We start from the raw sequence: 16,347 nt of genomic DNA, 5'->3' as shown, positions 1-16,347 counted from the left end.
CTGCTCGTTGCTGCGAGGATATGACGCGTTCGCCCCCCTGCCAAGCCTCAAGCCAGCAGCACACGCACCCTTGCGGCCAGCGCTTCCAGATCGGGATCGGAAAGGCCAAGGCTGGCCAGATGCGCGGCGGTGTTGAACAGGTAATCGCGGTTCGGCCCGCGCGCGCCCACGGCATGGGCGATGGTCTGCGCCTGAGTCTCGAAATCGAGGGCGCAATATTGCGGCCCGGCGCGATCGATGACGTAGGTGATCGCAGTGATCTGCCGTCCGTCGGCCAAAGTTACCGGAAGCACGCGTTCCAGATAGGCATCCGTCACCAGCTCGCGGGCACGGATCTCGGCCAGAACGCGGTCGGCCTCGGCCTCGGCCACGCGCAGGGCAAGGCCCTTGCAGTGTGCGCCCTCGGCCGCGTCAAGCGCCAGCACCAGCCCCGGCGCCTCGGGTGTGCCGCGGAAATGGATCGAATGCATGCAGAAGCTGCGGTGCCAGCCGTCAAGCCGTGCCGCAGCCGTTTCGGCTGGGGCAAAGCCCGGGTCCCAGATCAGCGATCCGTAGCCGAAAATCCAAAGCGCCTCGGGCATGGCTGGCTCTCCTTTCGGACGGGGGATAAAAGGAAGACCGGGGTTTGGGAAGGGGGCGCGATGCGGGGTCTCGTTTGGGCGGCGGTTGTGGCAGGCGGCGCGGTGCTGGCCGATTGGGGCGCGGGGCAGGGGATGGCGCTTTGGCTGCGCGGGGCGTTGGACGGGTCCGATGCTGCCGGGGCGGCGCAAGTGACGGCGACCGGCTTTCCGGCCCGGATCGGCGTGCAGCTGGACGCGCCCTGGGGTGCGAATGCGGGTATGCGGGCGGTGGCGCTTGATCGGGCGACGATCACCGCGCCGGTCTGGAACCCGCTGGCCTGGACGCTTGATCTGCCCCTGCCGCAAAAGGTCGAGCTGCAGGGTCTGCCCTTTGCCCTGACGGGCAAGGCGGCGGCGCTGACGGTTGCGTCGGCCCCGGCGCCCGATCTGCCGCTGGCGGGGATCACGCTGCGGATGCAGGCCCCCGCGCTGCAGCTTGAGGCGACCAAGGCCCCCTCGCTGGCGGCCGAAAGCGTCGATCTGGCGCTGCAGCCGACGGAGGATCCGCAGACTTACACGCTCGCGGGGGCGATCGTCGGGGCTGCGCTGCCGCCCGGTCTGGCCGCCGCGCTCAGCCGTCAGGCCGGGCTGACCCAGTCCTTGCCGGATCGGCTTGAACACGTTTCTCTCGACGCGGGGGTGGGGCTTGCGCAGCCTCTGATGCTGCTGTCCCCCGCGCCTGTGGCCCTGAGCGCGCTTGATCTGCGCCGGGCCGAACTGGTTTGGGGCGGCCATCGGATCAGCGTTTCGGGCCGTCTGACCCTCCGCCCCGACGGCACGCCCGAGGGCACGCTGACGATCGCGCTCAGTGATTTTCCGGTCTGGCTCGATCTCGGTCTGGCCGCGGGGCTGGTGCCGCGCGAGCGCAAGGCGATGCTGGCTGCGATGGGGGAGTATCTGGGCAAGCAAAGCCCGGATGGGTCGGTACAGCTGCCGCTCAGCTTCGCCAACGGCCGGATGACCCTTGCCGCGATCCCGCTTGGCCCCGCGCCGCAGCTGCGTTAACGGCAGTAGGTGCCCGAGCGGTAGTGGATCGTGTCCACATGGATGTGGTTCTGGTGGTAGCGGTCGGCCTTTGGTCCGAGCACCGTGCCGAAAAGCCCGCAGGCCGAAGAGTGAATCGACTTGAAGAGCCGCGGCTGGCTTCTCCAGCCTTGCAGCACGTCAAGGTTCTGGCCGTTCTTCAGGATCAGCCCCATCAGGTCGATCGCCTTGCCGTGGCCGTGCTCCGACAGCTTCGCTCCGCGCACACCATTGCGCGGACGGCAGACATAGCCCGGCCCGACGTCCAGTTTCGCGATCCCGCCGCCCTTGCCGCCCACCGCCGGAACGATGCCGCGATCGACCCAGCGCTTGAAGGTGGCGGCGGTCTGGCAATCGACGGTCATCGGTTGCGTCAGCTTGATGCCCGAGACCGAGGTGATCCGCACCGGTTCTGCGATGCCGCAGCCCGTGCCGCGCCCACCATTGCCGATCGGGGGCAACTCCTGTCCGATCAGACCGGGGACGCCGCAGACCGAGCCGCGCAGGTTTTGTTCGGGGCCGGGGGCTGTGGCCTGCGCCTCGGGCTTGGGGGCGTTGCGCTTGCGCGAGCCGAAAAGCCGTGACAGCACGCCGCCCGGCGGCGGTTTCTGTGCTGCCGGTTCGACGGGTTCCTCGGGCGCGACCGGGGCAACAGGAACGATCGGCTGCGCGGCCGTCTCCTCGCCCTCGGCGGGCGGTTGAACGGCCAGCGCTTCGGGGCGCGGTTTCGGACGGTAGCCCGCCAGCCGCGGGTCCGCCTTGGGGGCGGGACCGGGGGCGGCGTCCGCGGGGGAGAGCGTCACCAGCCCCTCAGGCCGGGGTTTCGGATGGGCATTGGCTAGGCGCGGATCGGCGGGCGGCGGCAGGCTGTCTGTGGGCGCGCTGGTCTCGATCGAGGCGGGGCGCGGATGCGGGCGGTAGCCTGCCAGCGCCGGATCGGAGAGGGGAGCGGTTTCGGCCGCGCGCGCCTCGGGCGTGCCGATCGGCGATTGTCCGGCGCTTGTGGGCAGCGCGACACCGCCCGGCGTGGCCTTTGGCGCCTCGGGCTTCGGTGTTGGCGTTGCGGTGGCGGCCGATTTCGGACGGGGCAGGGGCAGCGGAGACTTTTTCAGGCTTTCGGCCGCGACGGGCCCACACGCCAGCGCCGTGATCAGCGCCAGCGCAAGGCTCCGGTTGGCGCGCATCAGCGCGTCTCCGCCTTGGGGGGCGGCACGCGGCCGAAGTCGGGGGCGGCGGTGTCCTGACCGGCCTCGATGATGCCGCGGCGGATCGCGCGGGTCTCGGTGAAATAGTCGAACAGCATCTGCCCGTCACCCATGCGGATGGCGCGTTGCAGCATGAACAGTTCCTCGGTGAAGCGGCCCAGAATGTCGAGCGTCGCCTCCCTGTTGGTCAGGAACACGTCGCGCCACATCGTCGGGTCCGAGGCGGCGATCCGGGTGAAATCGCGAAAGCCCGAGGCCGAGTATTTGATCACTTCTTCCTGCGTCACCCGGCGCAGATGGTCGGCGACGCCCACCATCGTATAGGCGATCAGGTGAGGCGTGTGCGAGACGACGGCCAGCACCAGATCGTGCCGGGCCACCTCCATCTCGTCGACATTGGCGCCAAGCGCGGTCAGGAAGGCTTTCAGCCGCGCCACCGCCGCGGGATCGTTGCCCTCGAGCGGCGTCAGCAGCCACCAGCGGTTGACGAACAGCGTCGCAAAACCCGAGCGCGGCCCGGAATGTTCGGTCCCGGCCAAAGGGTGACCGGGGATGAACTGCACATGATCGGGCATGTGCGGGGCCACAGCTTCGACCACCGCCTGTTTCACCGAGCCGACATCGGTCACGGTCGCGCCCGGCGCCAGATGGGGCGCGATTTCGGCGGCAATCGCCGCCATCGCGCCGACCGGCACGCAGAGCACCACCAGATCGGCGCCCTCGACCGCTTCGGCCGCCGTGTCGAAAACCCGGTCGCACAGGCCTATTTCCAGCGCCGTCGCCCGGGTCTCGGGGGATTTCGCATGGCCGATGATCTCGCCCGCCAGACCCTTTTCGCGCATCGCATGCGCCATCGAGGAGGCAATGAGCCCCAGCCCGATCAGGGCGACGCGCTTGTAGTGTGTCATGCCGAGGCGCCCGCCTTGAACAGGCCGATCATATGCGCCACGCGCCGACACGAGGGCTCGTCGCCCACGGTGATGCGCAGGCAATGCGGCAGGCCGTAGCTGGCCACGCGCCGCACGATCAGCCCGTCCTTTTTCAGGAACTCGTCGCAGGCCTCGGCCTCGGCTTCCGAACCGAAGCGCGCCAGCACGAAATTCGCCATCGAGGTGTCATTGGGCACGCCGCGTTCGGCGAGAGCCTCCGACAGCCAGTGCCGCAGCCGGGCGTTTTCCGAGCGCGACTGCGCCACCCAATCCTGATCGCGCACCGCGGCCTCGGCGGTTTCCAGCTGCGAGGTCGAGAGGTTGAACGGATCGCGGATGCGGTTGAGCACATCGATGATGTCCTTCGGGCCGTAACCCCAGCCGATGCGCAGCCCGCCAAGACCGTAGATCTTGGAAAAGGTGCGCGTCATCACTACGTTGGGCAGCCGCGAGGCCAGGTCTGCGCCGCCGTCATAGCCCTCGACATATTCCGCATAGGCGCTGTCGATGATCAGCATCGCCTGTTTCGGAATCCCCGCCGCCAGCCGTTCCAGTTCCGCCAGACCGACCATCGTGCCGGTCGGGTTGTTCGGGTTGGCGATGAAGACGAGCTTCGTCTTCTTGCCGCAAGCCTTCAGGATCGCGTCCACATCCAGCGTGCGTTCGCGTTCGGGCACCGAAACCGGCGTCGCCCCCGCGCCCAAAGCCGCGATGCGATACATCAGGAACCCGTGTTCGCTGTGCACCACCTCGTCCTTCGGCCCGGCATAGGCGTTGACGATCATGCGGATGATCTCATCCGAGCCGACACCGCAGATGATGCGCGAGGGCTCAAGCCCATGCACGTCGCCAATCGCCTGACGCAGCGCAGCATGGTCGGTCGAGGGATAGCGGTGCAGCTTGTGCACCGTGCGCGAGAACGCCTCCTTGGCCCGGTCCGAGGCGCCATGCGGGTTCTCGTTCGAGCTGAGCTTGATCGCATCGCTGATGCCAGCCACATGCGAAGCGCCGCCTTCGTAAAGGGCGATGTCGAGGATGCCGGGCTGGGGGCGGATGGGGTCTGTCATGCTGAGGTCCTTGTCCTGGATGCCTCAATAGCCGGGGCAAAGCCGCATGGGAAGCGCTGTTTCAACCCGAAATCCGCCTGAAAGCGGCAGTGATGCCGCAAGACCGCAACCTGCAGATCAAATTTTAGGAAATTTTTAGAACATGTGCTTCATACCGCCTCCGTAGCCGCCGTTTGGTGCCACATTTCGGGCCGATTGGATGACGGTTGGTAAAAGCTGGAAGGTCCTGATGAAACACCCCTCTCGTACTGCCCTGTTTACCTGTGTCTGCTGCGTCTTCGGTGCGCTTTTCGGTTCTGCGGCCGCGGCCGGGGATCTGGGCGCCGCGTTCCATGCGCTTCCGATTGATACCCGCGTCGCCATTCAGTCGGAATTGGCGGAAGTCGATCTCTATCTCGCTGATCCCGATGGGGATTGGAGTGCCGCGACCGAACGCGCGGTGCTGCGGTCGGTCGAAACGATCGCGCTGAACTCCGGCGATCGGGTGCATCCGAAGCTGAAAACCACCCAGTCGATGCAAACCTATCTCGAGGCGCTGGCCGAGGGGTCTTATTCCACCTACCTGCGCCCCGGCGACTATTCGGCGGGCAGCGCCTTCCTGCGCAAGATCCATCTGGGCGGCTGACCCCCTCAGGGCCGGGGGACACCGCCCCCTCCGCAACACGCCATGAAACGCAAAAGGCCGCCCCGAAGGGCGGCCTTTCGTTTGGGAGGCAAAGAACCGGATCAGTTCTTCGCGTAGAATTCGACGACCAGGTTCGGTTCCATGTGCACCGGATAGGGCACATCGCTCAGGCCCGGGGTGCGCACGAAGGTCGCGGTCATTTTCGAGTGATCGACTTCGAGGTAATCCGGCACGTCGCGCTCGCCTGACTGGGCGGCTTCGAGGACGATCGCCAGTTGCTTCGAACGGTCACGAACGGCGATCACGTCGCCTTCCTTGACGCGGTACGACGCGATGTTGACGCGGGCGCCGTTCACGGTGACGTGGCCGTGGTTCACGAACTGACGCGCGGCGAAGATCGTCGGAACGAACTTGGCGCGGTAGACGATCGCGTCGAGACGGCGCTCGAGCAGACCGATCAGGTTTTCACCGGTGTCGCCCTTGACGCGTTCGGCTTCGCCGTAGATCTTGCGGAATTGCTTCTCGGTCAGATCGCCGTAGTAGCCTTTGAGTTTTTGCTTGGCGCGCAGCTGGGTCCCGAAGTCCGACAGCTTGTTCTTGCGGCGCTGGCCGTGCTGGCCCGGACCGTAGTCACGCTTGTTCAGCGGCGACTTGGCGCGGCCCCAGATGTTCTCGCCCATGCGGCGGTCGATTTTGTACTTGGCAGCGGTGCGTTTGGTCATCGCTGATCTCCTTCTTGACTGTGAAGGGCGTTGTCCTTTCCCTCCCCTTGCGGTTCGGGCGACAGGCTTCCCCTTGCGGGGTCCACCAACACCAATGAAAGCCCCGGCAAGCGTCGCCGCTGCCGGGATGGGGGGCTTATACAGGCGGCGCGGGCAGAGTCAACGCCCCCGCGGCGGCTTTCGTGGGTCAAGGCGCGGCAAGGGTCACGAAAACTTCCTTGCGGCTGATTTCGGTGCCGTCGCGGCTTTGGGTGACGGTGGCGGTATAGCCGCCGGGGGCGAAACCGCCCGCGGGGGCGCGCTTGCCCGCATAGCGGAAAAACAGCGCCTGCGGTTTTTCCAGCACCTCGTCATGCGCGAAGGCAAAGCCCCCGGGGCCTGCAATCGTCAGCTTGATCTCATCGCCCTTGCGGCTGTCGTAACCGTAAGCCCAAAGCACCAGCGCCGGGGCATTGGCCGGAAGCGTGTCTTGCTTGGGCAAGCCCGCCTTGACCGCCTCGAAGCTCGGCGGGGCATCGGTCAGCGCCGCCAGCAGCAGGCCGCCGCCGACATAGGCGGGCGGGTCTTGCCAGAGCGTGCGGGTGGGCGCGGGGCCGCAGGCGGCCGCGGTGTCGGGCAGGAACGGGTCAAGATCAGCCCCGTCGTGGCGCACGGCCAGATGCAGATGCGGGAATTCCGCCTTGCCGGACATGCCGACCTGGCCAAGCCTTGCGCCCGCGGCGACCTTCGTGCCCGGCTGCACCGCGACCGAGCCCTGTTTCAGATGGCAATATTGCGTCTGCCAGCCGCCGCCATGGTCGATCAGCACGCCATTGCCGCATTCCTTGTCCTGGACGCTGGCCCCGGCGGCAAAGGCGCCATCCGTCTCGCCGTCGCGGACGGCCCGGACACGGCCCGGCGCCGCGGCCAGTACATCGACGCCCGCCTGCATTGCGGCCAGGGTCGGCAGGGCGAAATCGGTGCCGTCATGGCCCTGATAGGTGGCGGTGCCGCAGCCGAAATCGCGCAGCTCCGGGCCGGGGTCGTGATCGACGTAATGCTGGATGTAACAGGTTTCGCCCAGGGTGCAGGCGATCGGCTGTTTCAGCACGATGTCCTGCGCCCGGACGGCGCCGGGCAGAGCGGCGAAGCCAAGGGCGAGCGCCAGAAAGACGGCGCGGGGGTCAGACTGGCGAAAAGAGACCAGAGGCATCGAAACTTCCCCACAAATGATCAGGCGCCCCCGAGGGAGCGCCTGAAAAGCGTAGCACAGCGATGTCGCCCCGGTCACGCGTCCTTGGGCGCGCTCCTGCGCATGTGACCGGCAGCGCCGATCCGCAGCGGTCGAAGCTCAGCCCGCGGGCAGAAGCCGCGGCTTCGCTCCCGCGATGCGCGGTTTGCCGGGCTCTTCGACATCGAGCGCGATCGCATCGTCGCGCACCGTCACCCGGACCACCCCGCCCTTGATCAGGCGGCCGAACAGCAGTTCTTCCGCCAGAGGCTTCTTGATGTGCTCCTGAATGACCCGGCCGAGCGGACGCGCGCCCATCTTGTCGTCGTAGCCTTTGACCGCCAGCCATTCGGCGGCTTCGGGCGTCAGCTCGATATGGACGTTGCGGTCGATCAGCTGCGCTTCGAGTTGCAGCACGAACTTGTCGACCACCTGCAGGATCGTGTCGCGCGGCAGCGGCGCGAAGCTGACCACCGCATCCAGACGGTTGCGGAATTCCGGCGTGAAGGTGCGTTCGATCGCCGCCGTATCCTCGCCCTCGCGGCGCTCGCGGCCGAAGCCGATCGCCGATTTCGCCTGTTCGGCCGCGCCCGCGTTCGAGGTCATGATCAGGATCACGTTGCGGAAATCGACCTGACGACCGTTGTGGTCGGTCAGTTTCCCGTGGTCCATCACCTGCAGCAGGATGTTGAACACGTCCGAATGCGCCTTCTCGATTTCATCGAGCAGCAGCACGCAATGCGGATGCTGATCGACGCCATCGGTCAGAAGCCCGCCCTGATCGAAGCCGACATAGCCCGGAGGCGCGCCGATCAGACGGCTGACCGCGTGTTTCTCCATATATTCCGACATGTCGAAGCGCAGCAGTTCCACGCCGAGCGTATTCGCCAGCTGTTTCGCGACCTCGGTCTTGCCGACGCCGGTCGGACCGGCAAAGAGATAGTTGCCGATCGGCTTTTCCGGTTCGCGCAGACCGGCCCGGGCCAGCTTGATCGCCGAGGCCAGCGTCTCGATCGCCTTGTCCTGACCGAAGACCACGCGCTTGAGCGTCTTTTCCAGATCGCGCAGGATCGCAGCATCGTCTTTCGACACGCTCTTCGGGGGGATGCGGGCGATCTTCGCCACGACGGCCTCGATCTCTTTCGCGCCCAAAGTCTTGCGCTTCTTGCTGTCGGGCAGCAGGTGCTGCGCCGCGCCCGCTTCGTCGATCACGTCGATCGCCTTGTCGGGCAGCTTGCGGTCATGGATGTAGCGCGCCGCCAGTTCCACCGCCGACTTGATCGCGTCGTTGGTGTAGCGCACGTCGTGATGTTCCTCGAAATAGGGTTTCAGCCCCATCAGGATCTTGATGCTGTCGCCGACCGAGGGTTCGTTCACGTCGATCTTCTGGAACCGGCGGCTCAGGGCGCGGTCCTTTTCGAAGTGCTGGCGGAATTCCTTGTAGGTGGTCGAGCCCATGCAACGCAGCTTGCCGCCCTGCAGCGCGGGTTTGAGCAGGTTCGAGGCATCCATCGCCCCGCCCGAGGTCGCCCCGGCGCCGATCACGGTGTGGATCTCGTCGATGAAGAGGATCGCGTCGGGGTGTTCCTCGAGCTCCTTCATTACCGCTTTCAGACGCTCTTCGAAATCGCCGCGATAGCGGGTGCCAGCGAGCAGCGCCCCCATGTCGAGCGAATAGATCGTCGAGCGCGCCAGAATGTCGGGCGTCTCGCCACGGGTGATCTTCAGCGCCAGACCTTCGGCGATGGCGGTCTTGCCGACGCCCGGATCGCCCACCAGCAGCGGGTTGTTCTTGCGGCGGCGGCAGAGCACCTGAATGCAGCGCTCGACCTCTTCGGCGCGGCCGATCAGCGGGTCGATATCGCCCTTTTGCGATTTTTGGTTCAGGTTCACGCAGTATTTGCCAAGCGCGGATTCCTTCGCCTCGCCCGGTTGCGCGGGTTCGGCCTTGGCGGTCTCTTCCTCGGCGCCGACGACCGGACGGCTTTCGCCGAAGGCCGGGTCCTTGGCCACGCCATGGGCAATGAAGTTGACTGCGTCGTAGCGGGTCATGTCCTGTTCTTGCAGGAAGAAGGCCGCGTTCGATTCCCGCTCTGCGAAGATCGCGACGAGGACGTTGGCCCCCGTCACCTCGGTCCGGCCCGAGCTTTGCACATGGATCGCGGCGCGCTGGATCACCCGCTGGAAGGCGGCGGTCGGGACGGCCTCGGACCCCTCGACCTCGGTGATGAGGGTCGACAGATCATCGTCGATGAATTCGGTGAGCGTCTGGCGCAGCTCGTCGAGATCGACGCCGCAGGCGCGCATCACGCGGCTGGCATCGGGCTCGTCGATCAGCGCGAGCAAGAGGTGTTCGAGCGTGGCCAGTTCATGCTTGCGCGTGTTGGCCAGCGCCAGTGCGGCGTGGATTGCTTGCTCGAGCGTGGTCGAAAACGAAGGCATGCGGCGCTCCTTTCCTCGGGTCTCCCGATACTGGCCTCATGTGATTAAGTTTCGGTGGATTTCGCCGCGCTTCAAGGGCCGCTTGCGTGTTTTTTCCACCTCTCCACGCTGTGTTGCAAATCTGACCAAAGGATGAAGGCTTCGCGCGATCCGCAGGCATCTTGCAAAAATGCTTTCAGAACTTGTCTTTGCGGGCCCGGGCCTCGGTGAAGACTGCAAGCGGATCCGCGTCCTCGACCATGCCAAGTGCCACCCGCAACGCGGCGTCATCGCTGCGCAGGAAGGGATTCGTCGCCAATTCCTCGCCCAGAGGCACCGGCAGGCTCGGTTCTCCCGCCAGCCGCAGCGCCGTCACCCGGTCCATCCGGTCATGCAGTCGCCCGTTGCCGGGCTCAAGCGACAGCGCGAAACGGCCGTTCGCGGCGGTGTATTCATGCCCGGAACAGACCAGCGTCTCGGGGGGCAGGGCGGCCAGACGGGTGAGCGTGTCGAACATCTGCGCAGGCGTGCCCTCGAAGAGCCGCCCGCAGCCCCAGCTCATCAGGCTGTCGCCGGAAAAGAGCAGCCCGGCGCCGGGCAGATACCAGGCGATATGCCCGACGGTATGACCATCCGCCGCCAGAACCTGTGCCGCCTCCATCCCCAGATGCAGGGTGTCGCCGGGTGCCACCGGATGATCGAGCGGCGGCAGGCGATGCGCATCGGCCGCCGCCCCGGCCACTTTTGCCCCGGTCGCCTGAGCCAAGGCCTCGACCCCCGCGATGTGGTCGGCATGGTGATGCGTGATCAGGATGTGATGCAGCTGCCAGTTCCGCTCGGCCAGCGCGTTCAGAACAGGGGCGGCTTCGGGGACATCGACCACGACGACGGTATCGGTGGCGGTGTCATGCCAGAGCCAGGCGTAATTGTCTTTCAGACAGGGGATCGGGATCAGTTCGAGGGTCATGGTCTTTTGCGCATCTTTCGCTATCCTGACCCAGCTTCGCCGAAGGAAGGCCAACCTGCAATGCATCTCGACGTGCTCGACCTGCGTGATTTCTACTACCGGACCCAGCTTGGCCGCACGGCGCAAAAGGCGATCCGCGACAAGGTGGTGGAGCTGTGGCCCGACACCCCCGCCAGCGTGGCCGGGCTGACGGTGGCGGGCTACGGTTTCGCGGTGCCGCTGCTGCGGCCCTACCTCGGGCAGGCGCGCCGGGTGATCGGGCTGATGCCCGCGCAGCAAGGCGTGATGCCCTGGCCTGCGGGCGAGCCGAATGTCTCGGTCCTCTGCGCCGAAACGAGCTGGCCGGTCGAGACCGGGATGATCGACCGGCTGGTGGTGCTGCACGGGCTTGAAGTCTCGGACGACCCCGATGCGTTGATGGATGAATGCTGGCGCGCGCTTGGCCCCGGGGGGCGGGCGCTGTTCATCGTGCCGAACCGGGTCGGGCTTTGGGCGCCGCGCGAAACCACGCCTTTCGGTTTCGGTCGCCCCTATACGATGGGCCAACTCGAGGCGCAGGCACGACGGGTGGGGTTCGCCCCCGAGCGTCAGGCGGCCGCGCTCTACATTCCGCCCTCGCAACGGCGGTTCTGGTTGCGCTCTTCCGAGGTCTGGGAACGGCTCGGCACAAGGGCGGCGGGCTACCTTGCGGCGGGGGTGGTGATGCTGGAAGTGATCAAGCAGGTGCATTCGCCGCGCCGAACGGGGCTGGGGGCCGCGGTGCGCAAGCCGCTTTCGATCCTCGAAGGGGCGGCGAAGCCGGTCGTCGGGCGGACCTGAACGCCTCGATCGCCGCAGAGAATCGCCATCGCGAAAATGTGCGTTTCCGCGTCACTTCGTCCCGCGGTTGGGGGACGCAGAACGGGTGCGTCCGACCCTTTGCGCTAACACTCCGTGCCTGTGCAGAAAATGTGCCAGCCTGATGTAGATTCATGCCGCCAAGATGGTTGCGAGGGTCTTTAGGCTCTGCTAGACGCAACCCCGAATGCGGCGCGCGGGAGATACTTGGGCGCCGAGGGGGGCCTCTGAATCGGTGACGGAACGATTGGTTCCTGTCGTCGGCGTGCGGAGGCAAAAGCATCGGAAGGGTGGACGTGTCCGAACCAGCTTCGATTTCCGCAGCCATTGCCGGGCGTTATGCCACGGCCATCTTCGACCTCGCGCAGGACGCCAAGGGCATCGACGCGCTCTCGGCCGACGTGGACGCGCTGACGGCGGCTCTGGCCGCGTCGGCCGAGCTGCGCGACCTGATTTCGTCGCCGGTTTACACCCGCGACGAACAGGGTGCCGCGATTGCCGCGGTGGCCGCGAAGATGGGCCTGTCGGCGCCGCTTGCCAACGGGCTCAAGCTGATGGCGGGCAAACGCCGGCTGTTCGCGCTGCCGCAACTGCTGAGCGGGCTTGCGGCCGCGATTGCCGAAGCCAAGGGCGAGATGACCGCCGACGTCACGTCGGCCACCGCGCTGTCCACGGCGCAGGTCGACAAGCTGGCGGCGACGCTGGCGAAACAGACGGGCAAGACCGTCAAACTGAACGTCGCCGTCGATGAGAGCCTCATCGGTGGCATGATCGTCAAGCTGGGTTCGCGCATGATCGACACCACGGTCAAAGCCAAACTCGCTTCCCTCCAGAACGCCATGAAAGAGGTTGGATAATGGGCATCCAGGCTGCTGAAATCTCTGCGATCCTCAAGGAGCAGATCAAGAACTTCGGGCAGGATGCCCAAGTCGCCGAAGTGGGCCGCGTGCTCTCGGTCGGTGACGGTATCGCGCGCGTTCACGGGCTCGACAACGTCCAGGCGGGCGAAATGGTCGAATTCCCCGGCGGCATCCGCGGGATGGCGCTGAACCTCGAAGTCGACAACGTCGGTATCGTTATCTTCGGGTCGGACCGCGACATCAAGGAAGGCGACACCGTCAAGCGCACCAACTCGATCGTGGACGTTCCGGCGGGCGAAGGCCTGCTCGGCCGCGTCGTCGATGGTCTTGGCAACCCGATCGACGGCAAAGGCCCGATCGTGTCGAAAGAGCGTCGCATCGCCGACGTGAAAGCCCCGGGCATCATTCCGCGGAAATCGGTGCACGAGCCGATGGCGACCGGCCTCAAGTCGGTTGACGCGATGATCCCGATCGGCCGTGGCCAGCGCGAGCTGATCATCGGCGACCGTCAGACCGGCAAGACCGCGATCGCGCTCGACACCATTCTGAACCAGAAGTCGTACAACGACGCCAACCCGGGCAACAAGCTGCATTGCTTCTACGTCGCCATCGGCCAGAAGCGTTCGACCGTTGCCCAGCTGGTGAAGAAACTCGAAGAAGCCGGCGCGATGGAATACACCACCGTCGTCGCCGCGACCGCTTCGGACCCGGCTCCGATGCAGTTCCTCGCCCCCTATTCGGCGACCGCGATGGCGGAATACTTCCGCGACAACGGCAAGCACGCCCTGATCATCTATGATGACCTGTCGAAGCAAGCCGTGGCCTACCGTCAGATGTCGCTGCTTCTGCGCCGTCCGCCGGGGCGTGAAGCTTATCCGGGCGACGTGTTCTATCTCCACAGCCGTCTGCTGGAACGTTCGGCGAAACTGAACGAAGACTTCGGCGCCGGTTCGCTGACCGCTCTGCCGGTCATCGAAACCCAAGGCGGCGACGTGTCGGCCTTCATCCCGACCAACGTGATCTCGATCACCGACGGCCAGATCTTCCTTGAAACCGAACTGTTCTACCAGGGCATCCGCCCGGCCGTGAACACCGGTCTCTCGGTGTCGCGCGTCGGTTCGTCGGCTCAGACCAACTCGATGAAATCGGTTGCCGGTCCGGTGAAACTGGAACTCGCGCAGTATCGCGAAATGGCCGCCTTTGCGCAGTTCGGCTCGGACCTCGATGCCGCGACGCAAAAGCTGCTGAACCGCGGTGCCCGTCTGACCGAGCTGATGAAGCAGCCGCAATACTCGCCGCTGACCAACGCCGAAATCGTGGCGGTGATCTTCGCGGGGACGAACGGCTTCCTCGACACCGTTCCGGTGAAAGAAGTCGGCCGGTTCGAGAAAGGCCTGCTGGCCTATCTGCGCTCGACCCGCAAGGACGTGCTTGAGTGGCTCACCAAGGAAGACCCCAAGATCAAGGGCGACGCCGAGAAGAAGCTCAAAGACGCGATCGCCGAGTTCGCCAAGACCTTCGCTTGACGGCCTGAAAGGACAGGGAGATGCCCAGCCTTAAGGACCTGAAAAACCGGATCGTGAGTGTCAAGAACACTCGCAAGATCACGAAAGCGATGCAGATGGTCGCGGCGGCGAAACTTCGCCGCGCCCAGGAAAGCGCCGAAGCTGCCCGGCCCTATGCCGAGCGGATGAACGCCGTGATGTCGAGCCTTGCCTCTGCGGTGGGCTCGACCGAAGGCGCTCCCCGCCTGCTGGCTGGTACGGGCTCCGACAAGGTCCATCTCCTCGTCGTCATGACGGGCGAGCGCGGGCTTTGCGGCGGCTTCAACGCCAACATCGCGAAGCTCGCGAAGGCGAAGGCGAATGAACTGCTGGCGGCCGGCAAGACGGTGAAGATCCTCACCGTCGGCAAGAAAGGTCGCGACGCCCTGCGTCGCGATCTGGGCCAGTACTACATCGACCACATCGACCTGAGCGAAGTGAAGAAGCTGAGCTACCCGGTGGCGCAGAAGATTGCCCAGAACATCCTCGACCGCTTCGACGCGGGCGAATACGATGTCGCGACGATCTTCTTCTCGACCTTCGAGAGCGTGATCAGCCAGGTGCCGACCGCCAAGCAGGTGATCCCGGCGCAGTTCGAAACCGAAGCGGCCTCGGCCTCGGCGGTCTACGACTACGAACCGGGCGATCAGGAAATCCTGACCGCGCTTCTGCCGCGTGCGGTGGCCACGGCGATCTTCGCCGCGCTGCTGGAAAACAATGCGTCCTTCAACGGGGCGCAGATGTCGGCCATGGACAACGCCACCCGCAACGCGGGTGACATGATCGATCGTTTGACCATCGAGTTCAACCGTTCGCGTCAGGCCGCCATCACCAAAGAGCTCATCGAAATCATCTCGGGCGCCGAGGCGCTCTGACGGAACCGGAGATAGAAGAGAATGGCAAGCAAAGGCAAAGTGACCCAGGTCATCGGCGCCGTCGTCGACGTGCAGTTCGAAGGCGGCCTCCCGGCGATTCTGAACGCCCTTGAAACCACCAACAACGGCAAGCGCCTCGTTCTCGAAGTGGCGCAGCACCTTGGTGAAAACACCGTCCGTACCATCGCCATGGACGCGACCGAAGGCCTCGTGCGCGGCGCTGCCGTGTCCGACACCGGCGGCCCGATCACCGTTCCGGTGGGCAACGCCACCCTCGGCCGCATCCTGAACGTCATCGGCGAGCCGGTGGACGAGCGCGGCGAAGTTGCGAAAACCGAAGCCCGTGCGATCCACCAGCCGGCCCCGGACTTCGCCGCTCAGTCGACCGAGAGCCAGATCCTCGTCACCGGCATCAAGGTGATCGACCTGCTCGCCCCCTATTCCAAGGGCGGCAAGATCGGTCTCTTCGGCGGCGCCGGTGTGGGCAAGACCGTTCTGATCATGGAACTGATCAACAACATCGCGAAAGTGCACTCGGGCTTCTCGGTGTTCGCGGGCGTTGGCGAACGGACCCGTGAAGGGAACGACCTCTACCACGAGATGATCGAATCGGGCGTTATCAACCTCGACAAGCTCGAAGAGTCGAAAGTGGCGCTGGTCTATGGCCAGATGAACGAACCCCCGGGGGCCCGTGCCCGCGTGGCGCTGACCGGTCTGACCCTTGCGGAACAGTTCCGTGACCAGTCGGGGACCGACGTGCTGTTCTTCGTCGACAACATCTTCCGCTTCACCCAAGCGGGTTCGGAAGTGTCGGCGCTCCTCGGCCGTATCCCGTCGGCCGTGGGCTACCAGCCGACGCTCGCCACCGACATGGGCGCGCTGCAAGAACGCATCACCTCGACCAAAGCCGGTTCGATCACCTCGGTGCAGGCCATCTACGTGCCGGCCGACGACCTTACCGACCCGGCCCCGGCCACGTCCTTCGCCCACCTCGACGCCACGACCGTTCTGTCGCGTGCGATCTCGGAACTCGGCATCTACCCGGCCGTGGACCCGCTCGACTCGACCTCGCGGATCCTCGACCCGCAAGTCGTCGGCGAAGAGCACTACCAGGTGGCGCGTGACGTGCAGGGCATGCTGCAACGCTACAAGTCGCTGCAGGACATCATCGCCATCCTCGGCATGGACGAACTGTCGGAAGAAGACAAACTGACGGTGACCCGCGCCCGGAAGATCCAGCGCTTCCTGTCGCAGCCCTTCGACGTGGCGAAAGTGTTCACCGGCTCTGACGGTGTGCAGGTTCCGCTCGAAGACACCATCAAGTCGTTCAAGGCGGTGGTTGCCGGTGAATACGACCACCTGCCGGAAGCGGCCTTCTACATGGTTGGCGGCATCGACGAAGTGATCGCGAAAGCCCAGCGCCTCGCCGCTGCGGCGTAAGG

15 protein-coding genes are annotated in these 16,347 nt (G+C 65.6%); 7 read left to right on the top strand and 8 right to left on the bottom strand.

Features of this window, described 5'->3' with window-relative positions; translation table 11 throughout:
* Positions 1 to 47: 47 nt before the first annotated feature.
* Positions 48 to 581, bottom strand: coding sequence for a gamma-glutamylcyclotransferase (locus ACTTAI_RS16985; RefSeq protein WP_444452686.1), 534 nt, complete (start codon positions 579 to 581; stop codon positions 48 to 50).
* Between the two features lie 60 nt (positions 582 to 641).
* Between ACTTAI_RS16985 and ACTTAI_RS16980 the strand changes: the two genes are divergently transcribed.
* Positions 642 to 1,625 carry a DUF2125 domain-containing protein gene (locus ACTTAI_RS16980; RefSeq protein WP_444452685.1) on the top strand — a complete coding sequence of 328 codons (984 nt, stop codon included), beginning with the start codon at positions 642 to 644 and terminating at the stop codon, positions 1,623 to 1,625.
* Here ACTTAI_RS16980 and ACTTAI_RS16975 read toward each other — a convergent pair.
* The 3 genes from ACTTAI_RS16975 to hisC are packed head-to-tail and all read right to left on the bottom strand — an operon-like array spanning position 1,622 to position 4,844.
* A complete protein-coding gene (locus ACTTAI_RS16975) occupies positions 1,622 to 2,827 on the bottom strand; it encodes an extensin family protein (RefSeq protein WP_444452684.1) in 1,206 nt (401 codons plus the stop codon). The genes ACTTAI_RS16980 and ACTTAI_RS16975 overlap by 4 nt on opposite strands.
* Entirely contained in the window at positions 2,827 to 3,756 is a 930-nt protein-coding gene (locus ACTTAI_RS16970; RefSeq protein WP_444452683.1) for a prephenate/arogenate dehydrogenase family protein, read from the bottom strand. Before ACTTAI_RS16970 ends, ACTTAI_RS16975 begins: the two co-directional genes overlap by 1 nt.
* Positions 3,753 to 4,844: a histidinol-phosphate transaminase gene (gene hisC / locus ACTTAI_RS16965; RefSeq protein ID WP_444452682.1), complete on the bottom strand. Its 1,092-nt coding sequence runs from the start codon at positions 4,842 to 4,844 to the stop codon at positions 3,753 to 3,755. Before hisC ends, ACTTAI_RS16970 begins: the two co-directional genes overlap by 4 nt.
* Before the next feature lie 229 nt (positions 4,845 to 5,073).
* On the opposite strand from hisC, the gene ACTTAI_RS16960 reads away from it, so the two are divergent.
* Positions 5,074 to 5,469 carry a hypothetical protein gene (locus tag ACTTAI_RS16960; RefSeq protein ID WP_444452681.1) on the top strand — a complete coding sequence of 132 codons (396 nt, stop codon included), beginning with the start codon at positions 5,074 to 5,076 and terminating at the stop codon, positions 5,467 to 5,469.
* A 101-nt stretch (positions 5,470 to 5,570) separates the two neighbouring features.
* Here ACTTAI_RS16960 and rpsD read toward each other — a convergent pair whose 3' ends face one another.
* The 4 genes from rpsD to gloB form a co-directional block, all read right to left on the bottom strand.
* The gene (rpsD, locus tag ACTTAI_RS16955; protein WP_110806631.1) at positions 5,571 to 6,191 is read right to left on the bottom strand and encodes a 30S ribosomal protein S4; all 621 of its coding nucleotides are present in this window, start codon (positions 6,189 to 6,191) and stop codon (positions 5,571 to 5,573) included.
* Between the two features lie 187 nt (positions 6,192 to 6,378).
* Positions 6,379 to 7,383 carry a M23 family metallopeptidase gene (locus ACTTAI_RS16950; RefSeq protein WP_444452680.1) on the bottom strand — a complete coding sequence of 335 codons (1,005 nt, stop codon included), beginning with the start codon at positions 7,381 to 7,383 and terminating at the stop codon, positions 6,379 to 6,381.
* A 138-nt stretch (positions 7,384 to 7,521) separates the two neighbouring features.
* A complete protein-coding gene (clpA, locus tag ACTTAI_RS16945; protein WP_444452679.1) occupies positions 7,522 to 9,843 on the bottom strand; it encodes an ATP-dependent Clp protease ATP-binding subunit ClpA in 2,322 nt (773 codons plus the stop codon).
* Between the two features lie 175 nt (positions 9,844 to 10,018).
* Complete coding sequence (gene gloB / locus ACTTAI_RS16940) at positions 10,019 to 10,789, bottom strand: hydroxyacylglutathione hydrolase (protein ID WP_444452678.1); 771 nt, start codon at positions 10,787 to 10,789, stop codon at positions 10,019 to 10,021.
* Between the two features lie 60 nt (positions 10,790 to 10,849).
* Between gloB and ACTTAI_RS16935 the strand changes: the two genes are divergently transcribed.
* The 5 genes from ACTTAI_RS16935 (at position 10,850) to atpD (ending at position 16,345) form a co-directional block, all read left to right on the top strand.
* Positions 10,850 to 11,608 (top strand): methyltransferase domain-containing protein, encoded by a 759-nt coding sequence (locus ACTTAI_RS16935; RefSeq protein WP_444452677.1) that lies wholly within the window; start codon positions 10,850 to 10,852, stop codon positions 11,606 to 11,608.
* A gap of 314 nt (positions 11,609 to 11,922) precedes the next feature.
* Entirely contained in the window at positions 11,923 to 12,483 is a 561-nt protein-coding gene (locus ACTTAI_RS16930) for a F0F1 ATP synthase subunit delta (protein WP_444452676.1), read from the top strand.
* Complete coding sequence (atpA, locus tag ACTTAI_RS16925) at positions 12,483 to 14,012, top strand: F0F1 ATP synthase subunit alpha (RefSeq protein ID WP_444452675.1); 1,530 nt, start codon at positions 12,483 to 12,485, stop codon at positions 14,010 to 14,012. Before ACTTAI_RS16930 ends, atpA begins: the two co-directional genes overlap by 1 nt.
* A gap of 20 nt (positions 14,013 to 14,032) precedes the next feature.
* Entirely contained in the window at positions 14,033 to 14,905 is an 873-nt protein-coding gene (locus ACTTAI_RS16920; RefSeq protein WP_110806624.1) for a F0F1 ATP synthase subunit gamma, read from the top strand.
* Positions 14,906 to 14,926: 21 nt separating this feature from the next.
* Entirely contained in the window at positions 14,927 to 16,345 is a 1,419-nt protein-coding gene (gene atpD / locus ACTTAI_RS16915; protein WP_444452674.1) for a F0F1 ATP synthase subunit beta, read from the top strand.
* Positions 16,346 to 16,347: the final 2 nt, after the last annotated feature.

The sequence above is a fragment of the Rhodobacter capsulatus genome (assembly GCF_052363175.1).
GTDB lineage: Bacteria > Pseudomonadota > Alphaproteobacteria > Rhodobacterales > Rhodobacteraceae > Rhodobacter > Rhodobacter capsulatus_D.
The sequence above is the reverse complement of the archived record's forward strand: the minus strand, read 5'-3'. Positions and strand labels throughout refer to the sequence as shown.

Excerpts from the sequence above, each read along its gene's own strand:
- clpA (WP_444452679.1), bottom strand. The coding sequence starts at position 9,843 with ATGCCTTCGTTTTCGACCACGCTCGAGCAAGCAATCCACGCCGCACTG.
- atpD (WP_444452674.1), top strand. The coding sequence starts at position 14,927 with ATGGCAAGCAAAGGCAAAGTGACCCAGGTCATCGGCGCCGTCGTCGAC.
- ACTTAI_RS16935 (WP_444452677.1), top strand. The coding sequence starts at position 10,850 with ATGCATCTCGACGTGCTCGACCTGCGTGATTTCTACTACCGGACCCAG.
- ACTTAI_RS16980 (WP_444452685.1), top strand. The coding sequence starts at position 642 with ATGCGGGGTCTCGTTTGGGCGGCGGTTGTGGCAGGCGGCGCGGTGCTG.
- atpA (WP_444452675.1), top strand. The coding sequence starts at position 12,483 with ATGGGCATCCAGGCTGCTGAAATCTCTGCGATCCTCAAGGAGCAGATC.
- gloB (WP_444452678.1), bottom strand. The coding sequence starts at position 10,789 with ATGACCCTCGAACTGATCCCGATCCCCTGTCTGAAAGACAATTACGCC.
- ACTTAI_RS16985 (WP_444452686.1), bottom strand. The coding sequence starts at position 581 with ATGCCCGAGGCGCTTTGGATTTTCGGCTACGGATCGCTGATCTGGGAC.
- ACTTAI_RS16960 (WP_444452681.1), top strand. The coding sequence starts at position 5,074 with ATGAAACACCCCTCTCGTACTGCCCTGTTTACCTGTGTCTGCTGCGTC.
- ACTTAI_RS16950 (WP_444452680.1), bottom strand. The coding sequence starts at position 7,383 with ATGCCTCTGGTCTCTTTTCGCCAGTCTGACCCCCGCGCCGTCTTTCTG.
- hisC (WP_444452682.1), bottom strand. The coding sequence starts at position 4,844 with ATGACAGACCCCATCCGCCCCCAGCCCGGCATCCTCGACATCGCCCTT.
- ACTTAI_RS16975 (WP_444452684.1), bottom strand. The coding sequence starts at position 2,827 with ATGCGCGCCAACCGGAGCCTTGCGCTGGCGCTGATCACGGCGCTGGCG.
- rpsD (WP_110806631.1), bottom strand. The coding sequence starts at position 6,191 with ATGACCAAACGCACCGCTGCCAAGTACAAAATCGACCGCCGCATGGGC.
- ACTTAI_RS16970 (WP_444452683.1), bottom strand. The coding sequence starts at position 3,756 with ATGACACACTACAAGCGCGTCGCCCTGATCGGGCTGGGGCTCATTGCC.
- ACTTAI_RS16920 (WP_110806624.1), top strand. The coding sequence starts at position 14,033 with ATGCCCAGCCTTAAGGACCTGAAAAACCGGATCGTGAGTGTCAAGAAC.